Source organism: uncultured Methanospirillum sp., assembly GCF_963668415.2.
GTDB lineage: Archaea > Halobacteriota > Methanomicrobia > Methanomicrobiales > Methanospirillaceae > Methanospirillum.
Genome location: NZ_CAXXDL010000001.1, coordinates 3,573,339 through 3,598,460, shown reverse-complemented (window position 1 = coordinate 3,598,460; position 25,122 = coordinate 3,573,339). Strand labels below are relative to the sequence as shown.

General features: G+C 47.7%; 16 protein-coding genes and 1 pseudogene. 12 read left to right on the top strand and 5 right to left on the bottom strand.

Translation table 11 applies throughout. The features are described from left to right. The first annotated feature begins 34 nt into the window (after positions 1 to 34). The 3 genes from ACHZA2_RS16935 to ACHZA2_RS16925 all read left to right on the top strand — a co-directional run bounded on the left by ACHZA2_RS16935 (position 35) and on the right by ACHZA2_RS16925 (position 3,963). Positions 35 to 1,198, top strand: a complete 1,164-nt coding sequence (locus ACHZA2_RS16935; RefSeq protein ID WP_319580682.1) for an META domain-containing protein — start codon at positions 35 to 37, stop codon at positions 1,196 to 1,198. Between the two features lie 162 nt (positions 1,199 to 1,360). Beyond that, a complete protein-coding gene (locus tag ACHZA2_RS16930; protein ID WP_319580681.1) occupies positions 1,361 to 3,469 on the top strand; it encodes a methyl-accepting chemotaxis protein in 2,109 nt (702 codons plus the stop codon). A 98-nt stretch (positions 3,470 to 3,567) separates the two neighbouring features. Next, positions 3,568 to 3,963 carry an aconitase X swivel domain-containing protein gene (locus tag ACHZA2_RS16925; RefSeq protein ID WP_319580680.1) on the top strand — a complete coding sequence of 132 codons (396 nt, stop codon included), beginning with the start codon at positions 3,568 to 3,570 and terminating at the stop codon, positions 3,961 to 3,963. 68 nt (positions 3,964 to 4,031) lie between these two features. Here ACHZA2_RS16925 and ACHZA2_RS16920 read toward each other — a convergent pair whose 3' ends face one another. Continuing rightward, positions 4,032 to 4,751, bottom strand: a complete 720-nt coding sequence (locus tag ACHZA2_RS16920) for a hypothetical protein (protein ID WP_319580679.1) — start codon at positions 4,749 to 4,751, stop codon at positions 4,032 to 4,034. Positions 4,752 to 4,866: 115 nt separating this feature from the next. Here ACHZA2_RS16920 and ACHZA2_RS16915 point away from each other — a divergent pair, with 115 nt between their 5' ends. The 5 genes and pseudogenes from ACHZA2_RS16915 (at position 4,867) to ACHZA2_RS16895 (ending at position 12,709) form a co-directional block, all read left to right on the top strand. Further along, positions 4,867 to 5,793, top strand: a complete 927-nt coding sequence (locus ACHZA2_RS16915) for a DUF475 domain-containing protein (RefSeq protein WP_319580678.1) — start codon at positions 4,867 to 4,869, stop codon at positions 5,791 to 5,793. A 182-nt stretch (positions 5,794 to 5,975) separates the two neighbouring features. Next, positions 5,976 to 7,988 carry a DNA topoisomerase subunit B gene (locus ACHZA2_RS16910; protein ID WP_319580677.1) on the top strand — a complete coding sequence of 671 codons (2,013 nt, stop codon included), beginning with the start codon at positions 5,976 to 5,978 and terminating at the stop codon, positions 7,986 to 7,988. Continuing rightward, on the top strand, positions 7,978 to 10,497 hold the full coding sequence (gyrA, locus tag ACHZA2_RS16905) for a DNA gyrase subunit A (RefSeq protein WP_319580676.1): 2,520 nt from the start codon (positions 7,978 to 7,980) through the stop codon (positions 10,495 to 10,497). Before ACHZA2_RS16910 ends, gyrA begins: the two co-directional genes overlap by 11 nt. Positions 10,498 to 10,603: 106 nt before the next feature. Beyond that, positions 10,604 to 11,368, top strand: a pseudogene (locus ACHZA2_RS16900) (MCP four helix bundle domain-containing protein); the annotation flags it as partial. Beyond that, positions 11,342 to 12,709: a methyl-accepting chemotaxis protein gene (locus ACHZA2_RS16895; protein ID WP_319580982.1), complete on the top strand. Its 1,368-nt coding sequence runs from the start codon at positions 11,342 to 11,344 to the stop codon at positions 12,707 to 12,709. The pseudogene ACHZA2_RS16900 and the gene ACHZA2_RS16895, both read left to right, overlap by 27 nt. Positions 12,710 to 12,715: 6 nt before the next feature. Here the strand turns inward: ACHZA2_RS16895 and ACHZA2_RS16890 are convergent, their stop codons facing one another. Then, positions 12,716 to 13,189, bottom strand: coding sequence for a hypothetical protein (locus tag ACHZA2_RS16890; protein WP_319580675.1), 474 nt, complete (start codon positions 13,187 to 13,189; stop codon positions 12,716 to 12,718). Positions 13,190 to 13,194: 5 nt separating this feature from the next. Beyond that, on the bottom strand, positions 13,195 to 14,541 hold the full coding sequence (locus tag ACHZA2_RS16885) for a hemolysin family protein (protein ID WP_319580674.1): 1,347 nt from the start codon (positions 14,539 to 14,541) through the stop codon (positions 13,195 to 13,197). A 125-nt stretch (positions 14,542 to 14,666) separates the two neighbouring features. Here ACHZA2_RS16885 and ACHZA2_RS16880 point away from each other — a divergent pair, with 125 nt between their 5' ends. After that, positions 14,667 to 15,635 (top strand): phosphatase PAP2 family protein, encoded by a 969-nt coding sequence (locus tag ACHZA2_RS16880; protein ID WP_319580673.1) that lies wholly within the window; start codon positions 14,667 to 14,669, stop codon positions 15,633 to 15,635. Between the two features lie 34 nt (positions 15,636 to 15,669). On the opposite strand, the gene ACHZA2_RS16875 is transcribed toward ACHZA2_RS16880, so the two are convergent. Continuing rightward, the gene (locus ACHZA2_RS16875; RefSeq protein WP_319580672.1) at positions 15,670 to 17,238 is read right to left on the bottom strand and encodes an L-lactate permease; all 1,569 of its coding nucleotides are present in this window, start codon (positions 17,236 to 17,238) and stop codon (positions 15,670 to 15,672) included. A gap of 294 nt (positions 17,239 to 17,532) precedes the next feature. After that, the gene (locus ACHZA2_RS16870; protein WP_319580671.1) at positions 17,533 to 17,739 is read right to left on the bottom strand and encodes a histone; all 207 of its coding nucleotides are present in this window, start codon (positions 17,737 to 17,739) and stop codon (positions 17,533 to 17,535) included. A 243-nt stretch (positions 17,740 to 17,982) separates the two neighbouring features. Between ACHZA2_RS16870 and ACHZA2_RS16865 the strand changes: the two genes are divergently transcribed. From ACHZA2_RS16865 to fdhF, 3 genes are all read left to right on the top strand, one after another. Next, a complete protein-coding gene (locus ACHZA2_RS16865) occupies positions 17,983 to 21,924 on the top strand; it encodes a PAS domain S-box protein (protein WP_319580670.1) in 3,942 nt (1,313 codons plus the stop codon). 69 nt (positions 21,925 to 21,993) lie between these two features. Next, complete coding sequence (locus ACHZA2_RS16860) at positions 21,994 to 22,293, top strand: GYD domain-containing protein (protein WP_319580669.1); 300 nt, start codon at positions 21,994 to 21,996, stop codon at positions 22,291 to 22,293. A 760-nt stretch (positions 22,294 to 23,053) separates the two neighbouring features. Next, positions 23,054 to 25,120, top strand: coding sequence for a formate dehydrogenase subunit alpha (gene fdhF, locus ACHZA2_RS16855; RefSeq protein WP_319580668.1), 2,067 nt, complete (start codon positions 23,054 to 23,056; stop codon positions 25,118 to 25,120). Positions 25,121 to 25,122: the final 2 nt, after the last annotated feature.

The window sequence follows — 25,122 nt, the reverse complement described above, 5'->3', positions numbered from 1 at the left end:
AGTCAGGGTAACCTTATGGTAATCGGTGAGTATCATGGGACGGATTAAGTTTCTTCTTGTCAGTCTTGTTCTGGTTCTGGCTGTAAGTTGTCTTTTTTCTGCATGTCTTTCAACAGATCAGAGCGGAAAAACACCAGTTCAATCAGTGATTACAACACACACCACTCAGGTGGCAGATAACAGATCTGAGTCCGGATCAAATGGTTCAACCAGAAAACCGGATGTGATAGAAACCACCGTTCCAATCATATCCGGAACAGGAGTAATACTTTTTCAGGATCTTGAAGGAGGGGCATATACAATCAGAGACGACAGAGGCCATCACTACCAGCCGCTTTCTCTTCCTCCTGATCTCAAGGTAAACGGAACCATAGTTTCGTACCAGTTACAACCTGTTCACGACATGGTATCTGTAATAATGGCAGGAGATCCGGTACACATAATATCGATCGAACCGGTAGCAGGAAGCAGGATATCCAACAGATCAGAACCTCTCATATCATTCGAGAAGGCAGCAGGAACTACTGGTTCATATGAAGAACTGAAGATATTTGCTGATAAGCACGGTGAGGTAACAAAATGGACACAGATTCAATTCATCAACCTCTCAGACTCGGAGATGGATAACCTCACAAGCCTGTGCACCAGGGCCAATTTTACAACTGTTAAACCCCAGGCTTTGCCTGTCAATCCCTCCCCCAATGCTGTTATCTATACCATCAGGTATCAAAATCAGACCATCAAAGCATCAAACGGATCGATCCCTGTACTACTTGAACCAGTAATAGAACATCTTGAGAATATCCTGGGAAAATATACGATATCCCCGATTACAGCAAATAAAACTCTTGAGAATACCGCATGGTACCTGACATCATACCTTCGGAAGGATGGAATACCAGTCCGGCTCACTAACAATACGAAAATTTCCGCACTATTTGGAAAGGATAATGAGGTAACCGGAGTATCCGGATGCAATCCATATACCGGCCATTATAATCTATCAGGAACCAGTCTTTCGTTCTCGAAGATTGTAGGAACCCGAATGGCCTGTCAGGATCAGGCAACCATGGAGACTGAATCTGTCTATCTCAAACTCCTTGAACAGGTGGCAATGGTATCAGGTCATGATAAGAACCTCACCATGACTGACAGGAACAATACGACCCTGCTGACATATATTCAGATGAAAGTGTAACATTCCCATACATCTACCGGGGCCTATCCAGGTACACACATCTTACTAATCCTTTCCTTTTTTATCCACGATATCTATTTATAGAAATATCCGTAATGTCATCACATCCACCGGGAGAGCCGCACTGATTCCAGTCGCGAAGGGTTCGGTGAGGAGAGGATCATGTTTATTGATGACATTAAAATCGGAAAGAAACTCATCAGCGGTTTCCTCATCGTTGTTGGAATAGCGGTGATCATCTCAGTTATCGGGTACTTTTTTATCTCTAATATGGACTCGATGATGAATGAGATCTATCAGGATCGTCTTCTTCCAACTGACCAGTTGGGCAAGATAGAGGCATCTCTTCAGATGATCAGGGGAGAAGCCTACAAAGCGATTCTTCTTCCAGATGAGAGAGAGGCCAGTCTGAAGAAGGCCAGGGATGCCATAGATGTGATCAACTCCCAAATCGCCCTGTACAAGCAGAAGAAATTCGTCGGTGATGAAGAGCAGCAGGTAAAAAATTTCGAGAAAGCGTGGGGTGCATACCAGAGTGAGGTGGGTAATGTCCTGACAAATATCTCGGCCGGGCAGACTGATTCGGCACTTGCGGGTATAGCTGCGGGAAGTGCGACAGCAAAAGCCAGGGGTGAGATAGATGTTGCAATGACCTCACTGCGTAAGACCAATCTTGACCGGGCTGATGAACTCAAGAAGACTGAGGATAAAGACTCTGACTTTGCCATGATGGCGATGATTCTGCTGACCATTCTGGCAGCAGTTGTCGGTATCACCCTTGGCATTTATCTGACGCGGAGTATCACAAAGCCACTTTCCCAGACTGTTACAATGCTTGAGCACCTCTCGCTTGGGAAACTCGGCATGCGGCTTAATCTGGTCCGCAAAGACGAAGTTGGTGTTATGGCACGGACCATGGACAACTTTGCTGATTCACTCCAGCATGATATCATAGGAAAGATGAAAGATATCGCAGATGGTGTCAGGACAGATCTGGTCAAGAGCCGTGATGATGCCGATGAGATAACTCCCGCCCTCAACACGACTATATCCGCCCTTGATTCCCTGGTGAATGAGATCTCTAAATTAACTGATGCAGCTTCCAAAGGAAATCTATCGATACGTGGAGAGCCGGAATCATTCAAAGGAAATTACCAGGATATAATCAGAGGGATCAACATGACGCTCGATGCCGTAGTGACTCCGGTTCAGGAGTCGATGCGGCTGGCTGGCTCATACAGTAAAGGCGTCTACACTGACCGGTTTGATCCCGGCCTGCAGGTTGCCGGTGATTTCACCGGGTTCAGGGATGCCATGGACCAGATCGGTGCCGAAGGTTCAGATGCGATATCCGAAGTTCAGCGCCAGGTAGAACTACTGTTATCAGGCATGGAGGAGACAAGTGCCAGCGTTGAAGAAGTTACCGCAAGTTCAGGAGTTCTTGCACAGAGTTCAAACAAGGTGAGCGAACTTGCTGAGCACAGCGGTGAAGGAGTTAAACAAGTCCTTACTGCAATGGAGGATCTCTCCACTGCTGTTTCATCAGTCGCAGGAAAGGCAGAGCAGGTTTCAGGTCTTAGTCTTGAAGCAGTGGACCTTTCTAATCATGGAGCAGAGCAGGCCAAACGTGCCGAAGAAGGAATGCAGGGGATAATATCCTCGTTTGGAAAAACAGATGCCATGATCAGTGATATTTCGCGGCAGATGGGTGAAATTGGAAAGATTGTGAAGGTGATAAGTGACATCGCTGACCAGACAAATCTCCTTGCATTAAATGCTGCAATCGAGGCTGCTCGTGCAGGTGATGCAGGCCTTGGGTTTGCCGTTGTAGCTGATGAAGTGAAATCCCTGGCCCTTGAGTCACAAAAGTCTGCCGAGAATATAGCAGGAATTATTGGAACTCTCCAGCAGATGTCAAAAGAAGTTAATGAGGCGATGGAGGGATCATCAGAGGAAGTAAAGGCGGGAAGCGCTGCAGTAACAGAAAGCCTTGCTGTCTTCAGTGATATCGTGAAATCGATCAATGATATCAGTTCTCATATGGGCGAAGTAGCTGGAGCCACCCAGGAACAGGCCGCATCGGTCCAGGAGATTACGGCAAGTGTAAATGAGGTTGGAGCCCTGATCGAACAGACTGCCAAAGAGGCTATTGGATCTGCGGCAGCAAGCGAAGAAGCCTCTGCAGCACTCGACCAGATCTCACAGGTGATAACCAGTCAGGCCGAATCAGTAAATAGGATCTCACAGGAGATGGGAAGGTTCACCGTCTGATTCGGATTAGACAATTTTTTTGGATGGTCGGTTTCCGTTTTTCCAAATATGCCAGAACAGGATAGCATATTTCCGGGAATACCTCATACACTCAGGATATGATTCTTCAAGGGCGGGGAATTTCCAAAGGAACAGCAGAAGGACCGTTACTCATCGGCCCGGATCCAATCTCATTTCTATCCGGAGTAGACCCGGAGACCGGTGTCGTGATGGAGAAAGGGCATCCTCTTGAAGGAAAAGATATCACCGGCACTGTTCTTGCATTTGAGTACGGAAAGGGTTCGACGGTCGGGAGTTACATTCTCTATGCATTGTCCAGAAGTGGTCATGCACCTGCTGCGATCATTAATACAGAAGCCGAGACGATCATTGCTGTCGGTGCAATCATCGGGCATATTCCCATGGTTGATCGCCTTACTGTTCCTCTCACAGATCTTCCGGCCGGAACATTCGCTGAAGTGAATGGCACTGACGGAACTGTACGGTTCACATAAAATCTAGTCCGGTTTGGCACCGGGATTTCACGTGCCAGCCTTGCTCTCGAAAAATAGAAGAGAAGAGATTACACGTACCGATATTCCTGAACCGATACCGGGTTCATGAATGAATACTTAAAATCGGTACAATAATCTGATATTGTCTTCACCTCGGCTATTGCCTGCTTCTCAAACTGATCAGCCAGATTCTGATACCGGTGAGCAGTCTGTAGAGAGTCAGGATCGCCACCCTTCTCCTGGTAGTAGACGGCATTCTTCAGGTTGGTTGCAAAACTCTCCATGTCGTTCAGGTACCTGATATATTTCAGGAACACGATCTGCTCTCTGCTGTTAAGTCCTGGGAAGACTGTCTTTTCAGGATTCGGTACGTCGAGCAGATATGTCTTCTTCAGATCCTGAACCTGGATCTGCAGAGCCAGAGCCTGCTCCTGGACCTTCTTCCAGTCAAGCGCTCCTCTGGATTTTTTTATTGCAATATAAGTATCGGTGACCTTGGGGAAACTGTCTGATATGAATCCTGCCATGTCAGGGGCTTTCACAATTGTTGAAGAGGTGGTTCCAACCGTAGTAGAAGACGGTGATTGCATTGTTGCAGGAGTTTTTGTATCTGATCCTGGAGTAACAGACTTCTCAGCCTCACTGGCTACCGTGGCCTGGGTTGAGGGTGTCAGGGTTGCTTGTGTTTCCTGGGCTGACTGTGTCTGACCATCCTTGGAAGAGATACATCCGGCAGAGAATATGAATCCGGCAACCAGAAACAACATGAAGAGTGAGCGATAGTTCATACAAATGGATAGGATCAGGACTATTTATATTTACTCGGATCTTTCCACTTCTCATTCGTGATGATATGATCACCTATCAGGGAGATTAATAGATCTTCAGATCGAATGTATATTTGTGGATATTGTATCTATCATCCTGATCATCTTCGGTCTTTGTCTCTTTGAGATAATATCGAGCATTGATAATGCTATCATCAATGCAGAAGTCCTCTCAACGATGAAGCCTCAATTTCGGCGATGGTTCCTGTTCTGGGGAATTCTGTTTGCAGTCTTTGTGGTCCGGGGTCTGCTTCCGCTTATTCTGGTCTGGGCTGCAACACCTTCCCTGAGTCCATGGGAAGTTTTTACCGCAATGTTCAGTGACAGCCCGGAGATCAAAGAGGCCATAGAAGCATCTTCACCGATGCTTCTCATCGGCGGGGGTATATTCCTTATCTTCCTTTTCCTCCACTGGCTGTTCCTTGAGGATAAAGAGTACGGACTGAAGGGAGAGAAGTATCTCGAGTCCAAAGGTGTCTGGTTCTTTGCCATCGTCTCCATATTACTGGCCCTTATCGTGTGGTTTGCTCTTGAGCAACATCCGCTGATGGCATTCGGGGCAGTGGTCGGGTCAAGTGCCTTCTTTATCGTACATGGATTCAGACAGAATGCAGAGGCGCAGGAAAAGGAACTTATCGGAGGAAACATGTCTGACATCAGCAAGATCTTTTATCTTGAGGTCATTGATGCCACATTCTCGATAGATGGAGTACTCGGCGCTTTCGCATTCACGATGTCTGTCCCCCTTATTCTGGTCGGAAATGCTCTAGGTGCGATCGTCGTACGGCAGCTCACCGTGAGCAATGTTGATCGCATCAAGCGGTACCGATTCCTGAAGAACGGGGCGATGTACTCGATCCTCTGCCTGGGATGTATCATGATCATCGATTCATTCGGTGTTCATGTCCCAACCTTTGTCTCACCGATCATCACCTTTGGAGTGGTTGGATACTTCCTTGTAAAATCAATGAGGGATCCCCAGTACACACAGCCGGTCTGCTAGACAGGATCAAGGGATATCCCTCTTATACCATGATGACCACTTCTGATGATCATCAACACTTTTATGAATCTTTTTGCTACCTGAAGGCCCAATATCGAAAAAATAAACCTGATATTTAAGTCTCCAGACGGCGATAGAATAGGGTACTATCGTAACTATTCCATTTTGAATGGGGGTTCAGTTTGTCAGACACGTACGATTCTGGAAATATCAAAATATTGCGGGGGCTTGAACCGGTACGTGAACGCCCGGCAATGTATATAGGTTCTACCGATACACGGGGTCTTCATCACCTGGTATACGAAGTTGTTGATAACTCTATCGACGAGGCACTTGCCGGATACTGTAACCAGATAGATATTATCATACACCAGGACGGGAGCGTCAGTGTTGAGGATAACGGCCGGGGTATCCCGATCGATCCGATGAAGGAGAACAACAACAAAAGTGCTCTTGAAACAGTGCTGACTGTTCTCCATGCTGGTGGAAAATTTGACAAAGATACCTACCAGGTCTCTGGTGGTCTTCATGGTGTTGGTGTCTCGGTTGTCAACGCTCTTTCTATCAAATTAACCGCAAAGGTCTGGAAAGAAGGTAAAGAATACGAGATGCAGTTTTCACGCGGGGGAGTTATCCAGGAGATGACCACCCGTGAAGAATCACTGGAGGAACTCGGACAGCGGTACATACGCAGGTACGGTTCACTCCCTTCTGATGCTCCGGAGAACCGTGAGGATTTCCTAAGGGCTTACAAGGTGGCAGTCACCGGTACTATTGTCACCTTCAAACCTGACATCTCAATTTTTGATACCGTCGAGTTTGATTATGATGTACTTGCTCACCGGATGCGTGAACTTGCATTCCTGAACAGTGGTATCAAAATTAAAATCTGCGACCAGCGATGTGAAGACTGGAATGAATGTAGTGAAATCTTTTCATATAGCGGTGGTATCACCGAGTATGTCAGGTTTTTAAACAAGGACATCCCGCCAATCCACGAAAGTGTGATAGCACTTGAGAAGAGTGACCTCGAGAACAAGGTCGAGGTGGATATCGCATTCCAGTATACAAACTCATTTTCTGAAAAGATCTTCACATACGTCAACAGTGTCAACACCCGCGAAGGTGGAACACATCTTGAGGGATTCAGATCAGCACTCACCAAGGCCATCAACAAGATGGGCAAGGAGAACAAGGCGATCAAAGACCCGAACTTCTCACTCAAGGGAGAGGATGTTCGTGAAGGTCTGACCTGCATCATCTCGGTGAAGATGGCAAATCCCCAGTTTGAAGGACAGACCAAGATGAAACTCGGGAACAGCGAGGTCAAGGGTATAGTTGACTCGCTGGTCTACGCTTCACTCTGTGAGTACTTCGAGGAGCACCCCAAGGATCTCAGTGCCATCATTGAAAAGGCAGTATTAGCATTTCAGGCTCGGGAGGCGGCACGAAAGGCGAGGGAACTTGCCCGACGAAAAAGCACTCTTGATTCATCCGGCCTGCCCGGTAAACTGGCAGACTGCACTGAGCGTGCTCCTGAAAAGAGTGAAATGTATATTGTGGAAGGAGATTCTGCAGGTGGCAGCGCCAAACAGGGACGTGACAGACGGTTCCAGGCAATCCTCCCACTCCGTGGTAAGATCCTGAACGTTGAGAAAGCAACAGTTCACAAGATCCTCAAGAACAACGAGATTCAGGCTCTTATATCAGCAATTGGAACCGGAGTCGGGGAAACTTTTGATCTTGAGAAGGCACGATACCATCACATCATAATCATGACCGATGCAGATGTCGATGGAGCCCATATCGCAACATTGCTTCTGACCTTCTTCTACCGGTACATGCTTCCCCTTATTGAAGCCGGGTATGTGTATCTGGCGCAACCTCCCCTCTACAGGATTGCAAAAGGAAAGCAGGAGATGTACGCCTATACCGAGGATGATATGCGCAGAATTATGCTCGAGATGGGAGATAAGGGAGTCGGAGTCCAGCGATACAAAGGTCTTGGTGAGATGAATGCTATCCAGCTCTGGAGTACAACAATGGATCCGGAGTCACGAATCCTCAAACAGGTAAAGATCGAGGATGGTACCTATGCAAACGAGATCTTCGAGAAACTGATGGGAGATGATGTGACAGCCCGAAAGGACTTCATTAAGAGACACTGCAAAGAGGTGACCAACCTTGACATCTGAAGAACAACCGGAGGTGAGCATCCTCAATCCCCGTGTAAACAGGGTTAATATCGAAGAGGAGATGAAGACCTCTTACATCAACTATGCCATGTCGGTCATCATCGGCAGGGCTATTCCTGATGTACGAGATGGTCTTAAACCGGTTCACCGGAAGTCTCTGTTTGCCATGTGGGAGATGGGTAACACCCATGACAAGGCATACAAAAAATCCGCCCGTGTAGTCGGAGAAGTCATGGGTAAGTATCACCCACACGGTGATTCTTCCATTTATGATACGATCGTCAGGATGGCCCAACCCTGGACATACCGTATGATGCTTGCCGATGGGCAGGGTAACTTCGGATCGATAGATGGTGATGCCCCTGCAGCAATGCGATATACCGAGATCAGGCTGAAACCTGAAGCAGAGGAGTTACTCGCAGACATCGAGAAAGAGACAGTATCATTCTCTCCGAACTTTGATGAATCTCTCGAAGAACCGGATGTTCTTCCAGCCAAACTGCCGAACCTGTTAATCAACGGTTCAGATGGTATTGCTGTCGGTATGGCTACCAAGATGCCACCTCATAATGTGGGTGAAGTCTGCAAGTCCATCATTTATTATCTGGAAAACCCTGAAGCCACGGTTGATGATCTGATGAAGATCATGCCGGGTCCTGACTTCCCAACCGGCGGAGTGATCATGGGCACAGACGGGATCAAGTCTGCCTACCATACCGGATATGGGAAACTCACAGTCAGGGGCGTTGCTGATATTGATGAGTCCGGTAAAAGGGAACAGATCATCATCACTGAGCTGCCATACCAGGTGAACAAGGCACGACTCATCGAATATATCGCTGACCTTGTCAGAGAAAAGAGGATAGAAGGTATATCTGACATCAGGGATGAGTCAGACAAGGAAGGGATGCGGATCGTCATCGATCTGAAGAAGGGTACACATCCCCAGATGATCCTGAATCACCTGTACAAACACACCGCTCTTGAGACCACGTTTGGTATCATCAACCTGGCGATCATGGATCTACAGCCGAAGGTATTCGGCCTGATCGGACTCATCGAGCAGTTTGTAAAACACCGGATCACTGTTATAACCCGCAGAAGTGAGTTTGATAAGCGAAAAGCAGAAGAGCGTGTCCACATTCTCCGTGGCCTGCTCCATGCCATAGACAATATCGATGCAGTCATCGCAACCATCAGGGCATCAAAGACTGCAGATGATGCAAAGCAGGCTCTTGTTTCAAAGTTTGACCTCGACGAAGCACAGGCGACTGCCATCCTGCAGATGCAACTCCGCCGTCTCGCTGCACTTGAAAAGCAGAAACTCGTGGACGAGCGGGAACTACTCGAAGCAGAGATCCGCCGCCTTCTTGAACTTCTCTCTACAGAGGCAAACATCAGATCTGAAATTGCCAGGGAACTGACCGAGGCCGGAGCAAAGTTTGGTGACAGCCGCAGAACCCAGATCACGATCGACTCGACCACCATCGACAAGGAAGATCTCATCCCGAACAAGCAGGTTCTGGTCTGTCTCACCCGTCATAACTACATCAAATATATCGACATAGATGCATACCGGACCCAGGGACGTGGCGGTCGTGGTGTCATGGGCATCTCAACCAAGGACGAGGACTTTGTTGAGCAGGTGTTTGTCGCATATACCCACGATCACCTCCTCTGTTTCACCTCCGAAGGAAGGGCATACTGGCTCAGGGTCTTTGATATTCCTGAAGGTTCTCGTCAGAGCAGAGGCAAGGCGATCGTAAACCTGCTTGACCTCAACGCTGAAGAACGTGTGACTGCTGTCATCCCGGTTAAAGAGTTCTGCTCAGACCGATTCTTCCTCTTCCTGACCGAACACGGGATGACGATCAAGATCCCACAGGATGAGTTCTCCCGCCCACGTTCAACAGGGGTGAATGCAATTACCCTTCGTGAGGGCGATCACCTCGTACATGTGATCGTAACCGACGGAACCCAGGAAGTGCTTATTACTACCAGGTACGGGCAAAGCCTGCGGTTCCATGAGGATCAGATCTCACTGCGTCACCGGAACGCTCTTGGTGTCATCGGGATGCGGATGCGGGATGATGACGTGGTCCGCAGTCTGACTGTTGTTGAGGAAGGGAAACTTCTCCTCACCATCACCGAAGCAGGGTACGGAAAGCGAACCAGTTTCGATGAGTATCGTGGTCATGGACGGGGAACGCTTGGTGTCAGAAATATCAAGGTCGGCCGTAACGACGGTGTTGTAACAGCATTTGCATTATCTGAAGACGAGGAGATCATCCTGATGAGTGCTGAAGGAAATGTCATCAGGACCAAGGTCAACAAGATCTCGATCCAGGGTCGCAGCACCCGTGGTGTCAGAATCATGAGAATTGGTTCCAAGGATCGCGTCGTCGGAGTTACCTCCCTGTCTCCTGAAGAGTCGCAGGAACTGCAGGACATTCCACAGGCAGAGATCATCGATGAAGGCGATGATGACTCAGCGCCTGATATGGAATAATCTCATCCTTTTTTAAGTATCCCCGCCTGGCAAGAATTTATTGCCATTTACTTGCATTCATTGAATCACCGCGCAATTCGTGCAGTTCTTTACAGGAGGGAGGGATATGTTTCTGGATAACATTGCATTAAAGCCGAAACTACTCGGTGGCTTTGGTATCATGATCGTCATTGCTGTCATCATCTCGTTCATCGGATTCTCCTCGATGGGAACCATGACCGAGAAGGCTGACAGGATGTACTCTGAACGACTATTGGCACTGTAAGGTCTGATGAATGCAGACGCCAGTTTTCTGAATATCAGGGTTAACATCTACAAGACTGTCTTTGCCAAGGATGAGAGAGAGGAGAAGTTTGTTGAAGTAGATTAGGAGATCGCAAATATCAGGACAAAGGTTGCAGCGTATCAGAAGAACGCCACCTCAGAAGAGGAGCAGAAACTTCTGGCAACCTTCAACTCCAACTGGCCGGTCTTTGAGACTGTATTACGCGGGGTTATAGAAAACATGAAGGCGGGCAAAGAGGAGGCTGCCCTTATTGGAATTTACAGTGACGAGTTCAAGACACCCCGTGATGCTGCACAGGGTGCCATCGATCAGCTCGAGATCTACAACCAGGATCAATCAGAGCTGTTGAAGAATGAGATCGCAGGACTCTATCAACAGTCCTCGATCATCTTCCTGCTGATAACCCTGTTCGCGATCATATTTGGTTTATCATTCGCTCTGATCCTGACGAACAGCATCACAAGGCCCCTGGGTAGAACCATGGAGATGATTCAGGATATGGGCAGAGGACATCTGGGAATGCGGCTCATGATGACCCGGGGTGACGAGGTTGGAAGGATGGCTCATGAGATGGATGATTTTGCAGAGATTCTGCAGACGTCTGTCATCGGCATCATGCAGAAGATAGCAGCAGGTGAACAGGTTGATACCGTTCCGGTCATTGATGACCGTGATGAGATCGGGCCTGCTCTCAAGGCTACGGTAGATACCATCAACAATCTGACTGGTGAGACACGTTCTCTCACAGAAGCCGCTGTCCGTGGAGAACTTTCCGCCCGTGGCGACGAGACAAAATTCCAGGGTTCATACAGGGAGATCATCGCAGGGATCAACACAACTCTCGAAAATATTGTCAGACCCGTGAACGAAAGTATGCGCCTTGCAGGATTATACGCCACCGGTGACTTTTCGGCACGGTTTTCAGAGTCTGTCCCGGTCACTGGTGATTTCATCCCGTTTAAAGGGGCGATGAATACCATCGGGGAGGAGACCGGTGTAGCGGTACATTCTGTTGTTTCAGAGGTCGAGAGGATGATGAGCGGAATGGAGGAGGTGAACGCAAGTATTGAAGAGATATCGGCGGGAGCACGCAATCTTGCACAGAATGCATCTCAGGTGAGCAATTTTTCAGATAAATCCCTGCATGGCATCCAGCAGATCCTGCATGCCATGAACGATCTTGCAACCGCAGTCTCTGCAGTCGCCACCGATACAAGAAGCGTTGCTTCACTAACTCAGGATGCAGATACACTCGCAGAAGACGGAGCACGTCTGGTGGAAAAAACCGATAGCGGGATGCAGAATATAAAAGGCTCATTTGAGGAGACAAGCCAGGTGGTTGCAGAGATTAACCAGCAGATGGAGGAGATCGGATCCATCGTCGGTGTCATCGGAGGTATTGCTGACCAGACCAATCTCCTCGCTCTTAATGCAGCCATTGAAGCTGCTCGGGCAGGTGAAGCTGGAATGGGCTTTGCTGTCGTAGCAGAGGAGGTGAAAGAGCTGGCAGAAGAGTCACGTAATTCTGCAGAGAAGATAGCGACTCTGATTGCGGGTCTCCAGAAGAAATCACTGAATGTCACTGCATCCATGGACAGGTCACTTGAAGACGTAACTGCCGGAGATCAGGCAGTGAAAGAGACCCTAGCTGTGTTCGATAAGATTGCGACAGCTATTGCTGATATTACCAGAAGAATAGGTGAAGTAGCCGGGACGACTGAGGAGCAGGCAGCATCTGTGCAGGAGATCAGTGCGAGCGTTCATGAAGTGGGATCTCTGGTTGAACAGACTGCAAAAGAGGCGGTGGATTCTTCAGCGGCAACCGAGCAGGCTTCAGCAGCTCTAGACCAGATCTCCCGGGTTATCGGACAGGCTACGACCTCTGTTGTACATATGTCAGAAGAGATGAACCGGTTCACAACCTGAAAAACTTCAGGTACTCTTTTTCAAATCCTGGTACCGGATCAGTTCGGTATAGAGACCCACTAGTGAGAGGCTGATCAGGTTGAGCGTTGTCGCAAAGTACCAGAGATACGACTCAATCTGAACGAACCGGACGATCCAGCCGGACCAGAGCACGAAGCAGATGATCGCAAAGGTGATAACGGTATCGAGTGCGAGAAACACGGCAGGGGCTTTTAGTATTCTTCCGGCCTGGGCAAGTGTGCAGAACTCGATCTCATTACTATTCCCCATAAGGTCAAGGGAGGCACGAATCATATTCATCAAAAGGTCAGCACAGGCCCATATGATGATCACAAACCCGGCTGCCTGAAGAGGACCAAATCCTTCTGACTCACCCACCCGAACTGAAAGAACCCCGAAGAGGATCTTGAATATGCAGAACGGAACCCCGATGGTCAGCGACAGAAAAAAAGGAGTCTGAAAAAAGGCACTATTCATCATGAGGTTCAGATGATCTGATGCTCAGCAGACTCATCATCAACCTCTTCATGCCGTGGTCTTGTCCGGGAGACGAGGATCTTATCTATCCGACGTTTGTCCATATCAGCCACCTCAAATCGTATCCCGTCCATGACAAAATGATCACCGGGAATTGGGATCTTTCCTAATTCTGCCATGATAAATCCGGCAGCGGTCCGGTATACACCTTCACTCTCTCCAGGCAGGCTCTCCCGGCCGAGCAGTTCCCGAAGTTCTTCAGCAGGCAGCATCCCGTCAATAAACCATGACCCATCCTCACGTTCGATGATACCTGGCTCCTCGTCAGGTTCGTCCACGGTTGAGAGGTCACCGACGATCGCTTCGAGCAGATCATGCAGAGTGATGATACCGGCAACAGATCCGTACTCGTCCATGATGACCGCAAGTGGAGTTGTTGCAGTCCGGAAGAGTTCAAGCAGGCGAAGTGCGGTAATGTGTTCAGGAATGACCAGGGCATCCTGAAGGAGCAATGTGAGGTCCGGCTCTTCTCCTGATACCATCTGTGACCAGAGATCCCTGATCGAAACAACACCTATCACCGAGTCAAGCCCGCCACGACAGACCGGATACCGGGTGTGGCCACTTGCCAGCACCTTTGTCTTGTTCTCTTCGAACGAGTCCTCAAGATCCAGGTACACAACATCAGGCCGGGGTGCCATCAGAGTGGTAACTTCCCGGTCACCAAACCTGAATGCACTCTGCACAAGTTCCTGTTCTGCCTCGTCGAACACTCCGGCCTGTGTTCCTTCCTCAAGCAGGGATGTGATATCCTCTTCTGTTACCACCTGGTCCTGGGGAGCATGGGAGTTGAAGACCCAGAGAACGGCATCGGTTAAGAGACTTGCCAGTTTATTTATCGGACTGAAAATTTTCGAGACGATTATGATCGGGCCAGCAACAACGGCCGAGATCTGCTCGGGATATAGAAGGCCCACTCGCTTTGGAACAAGTTCTCCAAATACCAGAGTGAAGTAGGTGATAATAAGAACCACAACAAACAGGCTTATGATTCCTGCATATGGGTCCAGGGCAGGAACTACTGTGAAAGAACCTTCTATCTCATTTGCAATCGCGGCACCACCAAAAGCGCCGGTAAGAATCCCGACCAGAGTGATACCCACCTGAATCGTGGAGAGGAATGTATTGGGATCTTCTGACAGAGAGAGAGCGGTATCAGCTCCCTTTTCCCCTCGTTCTGCCATCTGTTGCAGACGGATCTTTCTGGCAGAGACCAGGGCAAATTCGGCCATTGAAAACAGACCATTCAGGACAATTAAGATAATTATTATAAAAATTTCAAGTGTTACAGCCATAGGAAATCTGGGATGTAGACATCCCGGTTGAATATCTATGTACCTCTCATAGTCAGGAACTTTGCGGATAGATGATCTGTTTTTGATAATATCACTTTAATTGAGTGCTGATCCAACCGGAGATAATGGATCTTATTTCAGGGACGGATCTAAACCTGGCACTCCAGCAGGGTCCCGACTGGTTAACAATACTCATGCAACTGGTCTCTCTCCTTGGGACAACAGAGATATATCTGCTGATTATTACGGCAGTCTACTGGTGCTATGACACCAGGCTCGGGTTAAGACTCGCCCTTATCACGGCTATGAGTGGATGGGCAAATGATATTCTGAAGTTATCGATGCAACTTCCACGGCCCAGCTGGGTCAACTCACAGGTACAGATGTTGAATCTGAAGCCTGAACTCAGCTTTGGGTTCCCTTCCGGTCATGCCCAGATGACACTCCCCTTCTATGGGATGATAGGATACTGGGTCAGGTCATGGAAATTTCTGGTTGTAATATGTATACTGATCCTGACTATCGGGATATCCCGCCTGTACCTCGGGGTTCACTTTTCCCTTGACGTACTCGGAGGCTGGCTGTTTGGTCTCTTCATGCTTGTGGCTCTTATTCTCCTTGACAAACCGGTATCTGACCGTATCGCAGAATGGTCCACTCATACGATAATCTGCACCGGTCTGGTGCTTTCGGTTCTGCTCGTGGTGATAACAACTCTTGTATCTACAGGAAACAGCGGCTTCTCGATACCTCCCGGATGGATAGGAGTGGATCATACAGTTATTCCAAACTCAGTACTCTTCTCCCTGAAGAACAGTCTCATGACGTCAGGCTTTCTCTTCGGCATCATAACCGGAGGAGCATGTGCCAGAAGATTATCGTTCAATGTTGCAGGACGATGGGTTATACGGGGAGGCAGATATCTCGTTGGGCTGACAGGTGTTTCGCTAATCTGGATTATCTTTGGGGTTATGACTCATGGCATGAGTGGTCATACAGGTGATCTGCTGACATGGCTGCTGGGTGTGTTCCTAGGGATCTGGATCCTGTACGGAGCCCCATGGCTATTTATCAGGGTCGGACTCAACGGATAACCGAACGGAAATTAATGCTTCCCTGCAAAAAATGTTAGATATAGATAAAGGCTACCAGCATCACACCGGTTATCAGGGTCAGGATAACCGCAACCGATGCACATTTTCTGATAACCTCTCCTTCGATCCCAAGGCTGTCTATCACTGCTGCAGCGTTGATGATCTTTGCAGGTGCAATACCTGACGCAATTCCACCTGCCACAGCATGAGCAGCATATACTTTCATGAAATCAAGATTCAGCACATCAGTTGATTTCTTCAGGATTCCATAAAACATCACATTGGACGAGGTCTCGCTCCCTGATACGAACGATCCGAACAGTCCGAGGATAGGACTTATGGCAGGGAACCCGACACCGAATACAAGTGCAAGGGTAAGACCGATCACGGCATTCATGTTCATGTCGGCCATACCCGGTGCAAAGGTAAGCGTGTTATTGATGACACTCTGTCCTGACCAGTCCATGATGTAGGCAACTGCGAAGAGGGCTGCAGCAGCAACCGTCGGAGCCCAGGCACGTCTCATCCAGATCTTTACGATCTTTTCGGCCTCTTCCTTTGTTCTGATAAGGACCGGTGCTGCGATCAGGGTACTGATCATCACCCAGAAGTATGCCTGGTTCAGGATCTTCAGATCCACTGACTTGTTGGCAACGATGGTGATCTTCTGGAGCGGTCCGAGCAGGCCGTACAGCCCGCTCTGTATGATCGGGATGCTGATTACGATACAGAAGACTACAAGGAGCAGCCAGGGAAGAACGGCCTTCCAAAGCGGCATTCCTGCCTTTGCTATCTCTGACTCATCAAGTCTGGCAAGGACCGGTTTTCCTTTGAGAGTTCTCAGGAGGAAGAGCATAATGATGGTGACAAGGCCGGAAAAGACTCCGACTAGCCCGATGGCAGATGGCGGGAGAATATGAACAAAGATGATACAGGATATACCCAGGGTCAGACCTGCGATGACTGCGGGAACCAGACCCTTTCTGACACCGGCTACTCCGTCTGCAACCCAGAGCATACTGAGTGCAAAACCGGTAGATATGACGGGAAGGAAGAGTGCGATATTGCTGCCCAGATGACCCACATCCAGATTAAAGACAGTTGCCGGGAGGGTGATCGGGACTGCAAGAAGTGAGAATGAAGTGAGCGGGTCATACCCGAGACATGGAAGGGCTACAGCTGCAAGGGGTGAGAACCCAAGTGCCAGCATGATCGGGGGAAGCATCGTGACCGGTGTTGCCCCGATGGATACAAGGAACGATCCAAATCCCACGTTGAGGATCATGATCTGTTCGTACCGTTCCGCAGCGATGGACTTGATATACACCGTGATCGCGGTGATAGCCCCGGTCACATCCATCATCGTCACCTGAAGGATGGTGAAGAGAACCATGAGTGAGATACCAAATGAGGCAAGTATCCCGTTCCATGATGCATATGCCGCTATTACAGGGGCGGTATTGAAGAAGAGTATCGCGATGATTGCGGTAACAATCCACCCGATGATGCTCATCAGTGTTCCTGACAGCCGCAGGAACACAAGGCCGACAAATATTACCAGTATCGGAATAATTGCGAGAATAAAAAGTGCTAACTGATCCAATCCAATCTACCATCCATTACCAGATACAGGAACATGCTTTCATCCAGGTACAGGAATCACTGCCCTGACATCTCCTGAACTTCTGTTATTCCTTTAGATCATTGCTCTTCTTTTTGATATAAACATTGACATGTTGTAGCATGTCAATGCATGAGTTCAGATTATTACATCAGACCGGGAACAAAATCAGGATTGTAATGGGATCAGATGATTATTATTCTGCAACAAGTCAACAGAGAGGACCTTTTAAAGAGTATGAAAAAAACACTTACAATGAAGCAATCCAAAAAAAGGTTAGTTCTTTTTAAAAGCCATCTCGATATCTTCTTCTTTGATGGTTTTTCTTCCTGCATGAGACGCAAGCTTCTCGGCATCCCGGGTGAGTTGGCCTATGAACTCTTCTGCCTTTTTGGCTATCAGTTCAGCTGCATCCGCCCCAACCCGCTCAGCACCATTGGCCTTTGCAATCCGTATGACTGCTGCAATTGGTAAGTCTGTCATGATATTACCTGTAATAAAAATATCTTAGTAGACATATAAAACTAATGGAATAAATGGCACTAAAAATTGAATCGTTTGTATCATTCTGAAAAATATACACACGTAACGGTCACAATGCTTTTGATATTTCTTCTTCTTCACCGGTGATGAGATCAAATGATAGAATATATGATATACCTGATATTCAGAAAGAAAGAATGCAGGCGACCAGGAAGACCGTCTCACTCCGGATTTTATGAAGTCATGAAAATAGCAGTTCTCTATGTCGACGATGAGAAAGAACTTCATCTTGTAGCGAAGCGGTCTCTCGAACGAAGCGGGGAGTTTATCATCACTGCCGTATCTTCTGCAGAAGAGGCACTTCACTCACTACATATTGGCTCGTTTGATGCAGTCATATCAGATTATCAGATGCCAGGAATGGATGGCATCACCTTGTTAAAAGAGATCCGAAAAAGACAGGGGGATCTTCCATTCATCCTTTTCACGGGTAGAGGAAGGGAAGAGGTCGCTATTGAGGCACTAAACAACGGTGCTGACTTTTATCTTCATAAAGGTGGCGATCAGGTAGTACAGTTTGCTGAACTTGCAAATCATATCAGGTATACTGTTTCAAGAAGACGTGCAGAACAGGAAGTTCTGAAATCAAAAAAACAGGTCAGCGACATCATTGACTTTCTTCCTGATGCAACCCTCGCGGTAAATTCCGAGGGAGTAATTATTGCCTGGAACAAGGCAATGAAAACTCTGACGGGATGTTCATCAGAAGAGATGGTAGGCAGGACAATACAGGAATTTACACAAAAATTCAACCGTTCTTCCCGCCCCTCATTAATTGAACTGATTGATGAACCTGATGAAGTCATCTCCCGGTACTATTCAAATGTATCCAGAGAAGATAATTCGACAACAGTTGAATCAGTTTTTACCCGTTCAGACGGGGTTGTCTTCACTGTTCAGGCAAAAATTAGTAGACTGTTCAATCCCGATGGCGAAGTTGCCGGTGCGATAGAATCTCTTCGTGATATCACAGATCTGAAGAAAACCGGGGAGAACCTACAGAGAAGTGAGGCGAGGTACCGGTCAATAGTAGACGACATGACAGAGATGATCATCAGGTTTACACCGGATGGTAAGGTCACCTTCGTTAATGAGGCATCCCGTCAATATTTCACTCCGATGCTTCCTTTCCCAGAGATTGAAGGGAAGAATATTCACGACCTGATGCAGGCTGCTTCGTATGAATCAGGGGAAAATTTCCTCCCGTCTCTCACTCTTGAAAACCCGATATGGACACATGAACTGCGTATCACAGACGAAGAGGGCCGTGTCAGATGGCAGTCCTGGTCTGTCAGGGCTCTGTTTGATCAGGAGAAGAGGCTTGTAGAGTACCAGATTGTAGGCCATGATATCACTGACCGGAAACTGGCAGAAGAGGCAACCAGGGAGAAAGAAGAGAAACTACGCTTACTCAGTGATAATCTTCCTGATGGCATGGTATACCAGATCATCATTGAACCTGATGGAAACCGGCATTTCACATATATAAGCGCCGGTCTTGAGCGATACCATGGAATCTCTGTCAACGATGTAATGCGGGATCCGATGATCCTGTACAATCAGTATCTTGATGAAGACAGGGCAGAACTTCTAGATGCTGAAGATAAGTCAATCAGAGGGAGAACCATATTTACTATCCAGGCACGGTATCGCACCCCTGATGGGGCTATCCACTGGTCTTTACTCAAGTCTATCCCCAGAGTTCTTCCTGATGGAAAAATAGTATGGGACGGATTTGAGATAGACATAACTAATCAGAAAAACGCAGAAGATGAACTGAAGAAGAAGAATTATGAACTACTTACTGCATATGAAGAGATTACTGTATCTGAAGAGGAACTTCGTAAAAACATCAATAAACTCATTCAGAAGGAAGAGTTCATAAGGGTAAGCGAGGAACGCCTCATCCTTGCACAGGAGATCAGTCATACCGGCTGTTGGGAATACGACCTGCGTTCAGATACAATAGCCTGGTCTGATGAATTATACCGGGTGTTTGGGTATGAACCCGGCAGGGTGGAACTAACTCTTGATTTGATACGAAGTGCATTCCATCCCGATGATGTAGAACTCCATGATCGGATCCTGAACGCTGCAATTGAGACACACGATTATGAACCTGCTGAGTACCGGGTGATATATCCTGATGGTTCTCTTCACTACATCATTGCAAATGGCAGAATAGATGTCGATGAAACAGGGAAAGCAATCAGAATCATCGGAGTCTGCCAGGATATTACCGACAGGAAGATCCTTGCGACAGAACGTGAACGACTTATTACCGAACTAAAAACCAGCAACGAAGCTCTTGTAGCCGCAAACGAGGATATCGCAGGAGCAGAGGAGGAACTCAGGCACCAGTACGATGCCCTGAATGAGACCGAGAAAAGTCTGCATGAAACCAAAGATTTTCTCGAGAGTCTGATCTCAATAGCAAATGTCCCCATCATCATCTGGGACTCCTCATTCAGAATCACAAGGCTGAACCAGGCATTTGAACATCTTATCGGACAACCTGCGGATCATCTTATCGGGAACTCATTAGAGATCCTTTTTCCTCCTAATCAGGCAGATCGGTCATTACGGCTTCTCAGGACAACCCTTGACGGGGTCAGATGGGAGACGACCGAGATTGATATCATGCACCAGAATGGATCGATCCTCACATTGCTCTGGAACTCTGCCACCCTTTATGCACCTGATGGTCTCACTCCTGTTGCCACCATTGCACAGGGGCATGATGTCACATCAGAACGAAGGCTTGAACAAGAGAAAGAGGTTGCTCTGGCACAGATTCAGGAGAATCTCGCATACCTTGCCATTCTCAACGATGAGATCAGAAATCCCTTAACCACCATCATCACCGTGGCCGACATGGTAGATGATCAGCAGGTAATCACTCTCATCACCGACCAGGTTACCAGGATTGATGATATGGTCAACCAGCTTGATACACGCTGGGTCGAATCAGAAAAAGTTCTCAACGCCATACGAAAGCACTACCAGGTACATACAGGCACACGGACTCCGTTGATGACAGAGATGCCAGCATTAAAAATTCTTCAGGGCCCGAACCTCTCACCACAGAATGAAAAAATTCTCATCGAAGAGGTTCAGGCACAACTCTATTCCATCCTCGATAGTATCGACTCTCTCATCTATGTCGCTGACATGGAGTCGTACGAGACCATTTTTATAAACAGGCGGGGAAGGGCCCTGTTCGGGGATATTATCGGACAGAAATGTTACAAGGCTATACATAACCTAAAGGAGCCATGTCCGTTCTGTACCAACCATCTCCTGACCGATGACTCAGGTCCTGTGGGAATGTACCAATGGGAGTCAGAGAGTATACAGAGTGCCAGATGGTACGACTGCAGAGATCGAGCGATCAGGTGGAGTGACGGGAGGATTGTCAGGCTAGAGATTGCGACAGATATCACTGAACACAAGCGGACAGAGGAGAGTCTTCATGAGGCAAATCAAAAACTCAGACTCCTAACCGGTTTGACCCGCCATGACATCTTTAACAAACTGTTTGTTCTACAAGGAATTTTTGAACTCGCAATGGAGGAGTCTGACCTTGCCCTGATCCATCAATATCTGATAAAGGCTATACAAACCAGCCAGAGTATAGACAAGACGATAAAATTTACCCGTGAATACGAGAACTTTGGGATCGAATCCAGCGGATGGCAGAATGTCCACCAGGTTATTGAGTCATCACGGGAAGAGATCATTCCCGGTAATGTGGTGGTAGAGAACATGATCCCTAATCATCTTGAGATCTACGCAGATCCAATAATCAGGAAAGTGTTTTCGACACTGATCGAAAATGCTCTTCGTCACGGAGGACATCTCACACGAATCTGGTTTTCATATTTTGTATCATATGCCTCCCTTGTGATCACGTGTGAGGATGACGGTTGTGGTATTCCAACTGAAGAGAAACAACAGATCTTTGATCACGGGTACGGAAAACACACCGGTATCGGACTGTTCTTGGCTACAGAGATCCTCTCGATAACCGGTATCTCCATGAGGGAGACAGGAACAGAGGGCCATGGTGCAAGATTTGAGATCATTATTCCGGTAGGAAAGTTCAGGGGCCTGAATCATGTGTAACAATCATCTGGTATTTATTGCACCAGATGACATCATGACCTTTATTAAAGATGAGCCAGAGTATACCTCATGCTGACTTTCATTCTTCTCGGACGCCAGACACAGATCGCATGGGATCAGGTAGCGGGATTTCAGGAACGAGATAAAAATGCAGAGGAGATCATCACCAGAGCAGGAAGGAGAATTGTGTCACTGCACTATACCTTCGGGCAGTATGGTTTCATTGCGATCATTGAGGCACCATCACAGGAGGCCATGACCAGGATTCTGATGGAGATCGGCAGGTTTGGAACATTCTGTTCAGAGACTCTGCTGGCACTCAAACCTGAACAATTGTACGCATCAGCAAGAGAAATTCCAGGTTCATAATGAAATAATCACTCGACAGTATCTCTGGCCGATATCGCGACTCCGGAGTCAGAGTTACATTTCATTCTGCCTGTTTAAACAGATGAAGTGAGATCTAAAAGCAATCTATTCTATTTTTTCTGCAAAAAAAAGCAGGATTTTAAAATATTATTTAAATTTATTTTTAATGGACTCCTTAACTCCTGCGAATATATCGTACAAAGGAAGAAAGATATGTACTCATCTACAAAGCCGTTAACCGTGCTGAATAGTGAGAATCAGTATTTCCGGGTGGTAATCCTTTCCCGAGGTTTATCATATACAAGCGGGAAATCTGAAGGATGGGATCGTACAGATCTCATCCAACTCAACATACATATTCTCCTAGATAAGGGCGCAATGTGCAACCGGTAAATTGAGCCCTTTCTCACAATAGTAATTGATGATCTCCATTTTTTTCTCTAGTATGTAATCCATAGTAATCCAATTGCATTACCTTCCTTCTCTTCAAAAAAAGATCCTGTTCTCATCCACCTGGACTTAAAATCGATAAATTTATCGTCTGTCCTTTAAACAGATTCTATGTTTACGGTGTACTCATTCCGGTAACGGACTTTTCATCAGATCACCTGAATTTCGACTCATTGTCAATTTATGCAGGACGATCTTTGCCAGAATTCAACGGGAAGATTCCTGGCATTCGGATGATCAGTATTGAGACATGGTGAACCAAGGGCGCTTTGGTGTCCTTTCCGCTTGTATAGAAACTCGGGGAAACTAGATGTCTACTAAACCTACTAGTCTTGTTCGATATGTTCAGACTACCTGCCCATACTGTGGTGTGGGGTGTGCTCTGAACCTTGTCGTCAAAAATGAAAAACTGGTCGGGGTTGAACCCTGTAAGCGTAGTCCGATTAATGATGGTAAACTCTGTCCGAAAGGAGTCACCTGCTGGGAATCAGTACAGAACCCGGACCGGCTTACTTCTCCTCTGATTAAGAAAAATGGCAAATTCACAGAGGCGTCATGGGACGAAGCTCTTGACCTTGTCGCTAAGAAACTGAAAGAGACATACGACAAACATGGAGCACGAGGGCTTGGATTCCACACCTCATGCAGAACAGTGAATGAGGACTGCTATATCTTCCAGAAGTTCGCACGGTGTGCATTTAAGACAAACAACGTCGATAACTGTGCCCGTATCTGTCACGGCCCTTCAGTTGCTGGTCTCTCTCTCTCATTCGGATCAGGTGCTGCAACAAACGGTTTTGAAGATGCTCTGAACTCTGATCTTATCCTGATGTGGGGATCAAATGCAATGGAAGCACATCCCCTTGCGGGACGACGTGTTGCCCAGGCGAAACAGAAAGGAATACCAATCCTTGTTGTTGACCCACGATTCTCTACCACTGCACATATTGCAGATACCTGGTATCAGTTCAACCCGTCCACCCATATTGCCCTCATCAACTCGATGATGTACTGGATCATCAAAGAGGGTAAGCATGACAAGAAGTTCATCGAGGAGCGGACCGAACACTTCGAAGATCTGAAGAAGACTGTCGAGAATTACAAGGATGCAGAAAAGATCCACGGTGTTCCTCTTGACAGGGTAAAAGAACTTGCATTCAGATATGCAGATGCCAAGAATGCTGTTATCATCTACTGCCTTGGTATCACTGAACTGACCACCGGTACTGACAACGTCAGATCACTTGGAAATCTGTCAATGCTCTGTGGTAACATCGGTCGCGAAGGTGTCGGTGTTAACCCGCTGCGTGGACAGAACAACGTGCAGGGTGCCTGTGACATGGGTGCATACCCGAACGTGTACTCAGGATACCAGAAGTGTGAAGTCGCAGAGAACCGTGCAAAGATGGAGAAGGCCTGGGAAGTCAATGATCTCCCGGACTGGTACGGAGTCACGCTCACTGAGCAGATCAACCAGTGTGGAGACGAGATCAAGGCATTATTCATGCTCGGTATCAACCCGGCTGTCACCTATCCTGACTCAAATCACGTAAAACGCCAGCTCGAGAAGCTCGATTTCCTGGTGGTTCAGGACATCTACATGACAGAGACCTGTCAGTATGCTGATGTCATCCTGCCAGGATCCTGTTTCGCAGAGAAAGACGGAACCTTTACCAGTGCAGAACGCCGTGTCAACCGTGTCCGCAAGGCAGTAAACCCACCAGGACAGGCAAAAGAAGACATCTGGATCATTGCAGAACTGGCAAAGCGGTTTGGTTTGAAGACCTTCAATCTTCCGACTGCAAAAGATGTATGGGACGATATGCGGGCTGTTACCCCGTCCATGTTCGGCTGCACATATGAGCGGATGGATAAACCAGAGTCTACTATCTGGCCATGTCCGACTGTAGACCACCCGGGAACTCCGATCCTTCACCGTGAAAAGTTCGCAACGCCGAACGGAAAAGGTCAGTTCTTCGGACTGGAATACAGACCGCCGGCAGAAGTTGCTGACAAGGAGTATCCGTTCACACTCATGACCGGACGGCTGATCTTCCACTACCACTCAAGGACCCAGACCGGCAGATGTGGAGCACTCGATTATGAAGTGCCTGCATCCTATGTCCAGATGAACAGCACTGATGCAAAACGACTTGGAATAGTCCAGGGAGAGAAGATTGTGCTCAAGAGCCGTCGTGGTCAGACCGAGACGGTTGCATGGGTCGGTGAGGATGTGGCACCCGGTGTCCTGTACATGTCCATGCACTTTGCAGAAGGTGTGAACAACCTGACAAATACGGCACTCGATCCATTGTCAAAGATGCCGGAGCTTAAGCACTGTGCTGTTTCGATTGCAAAGATTGCAGGAGGGAAATAAAC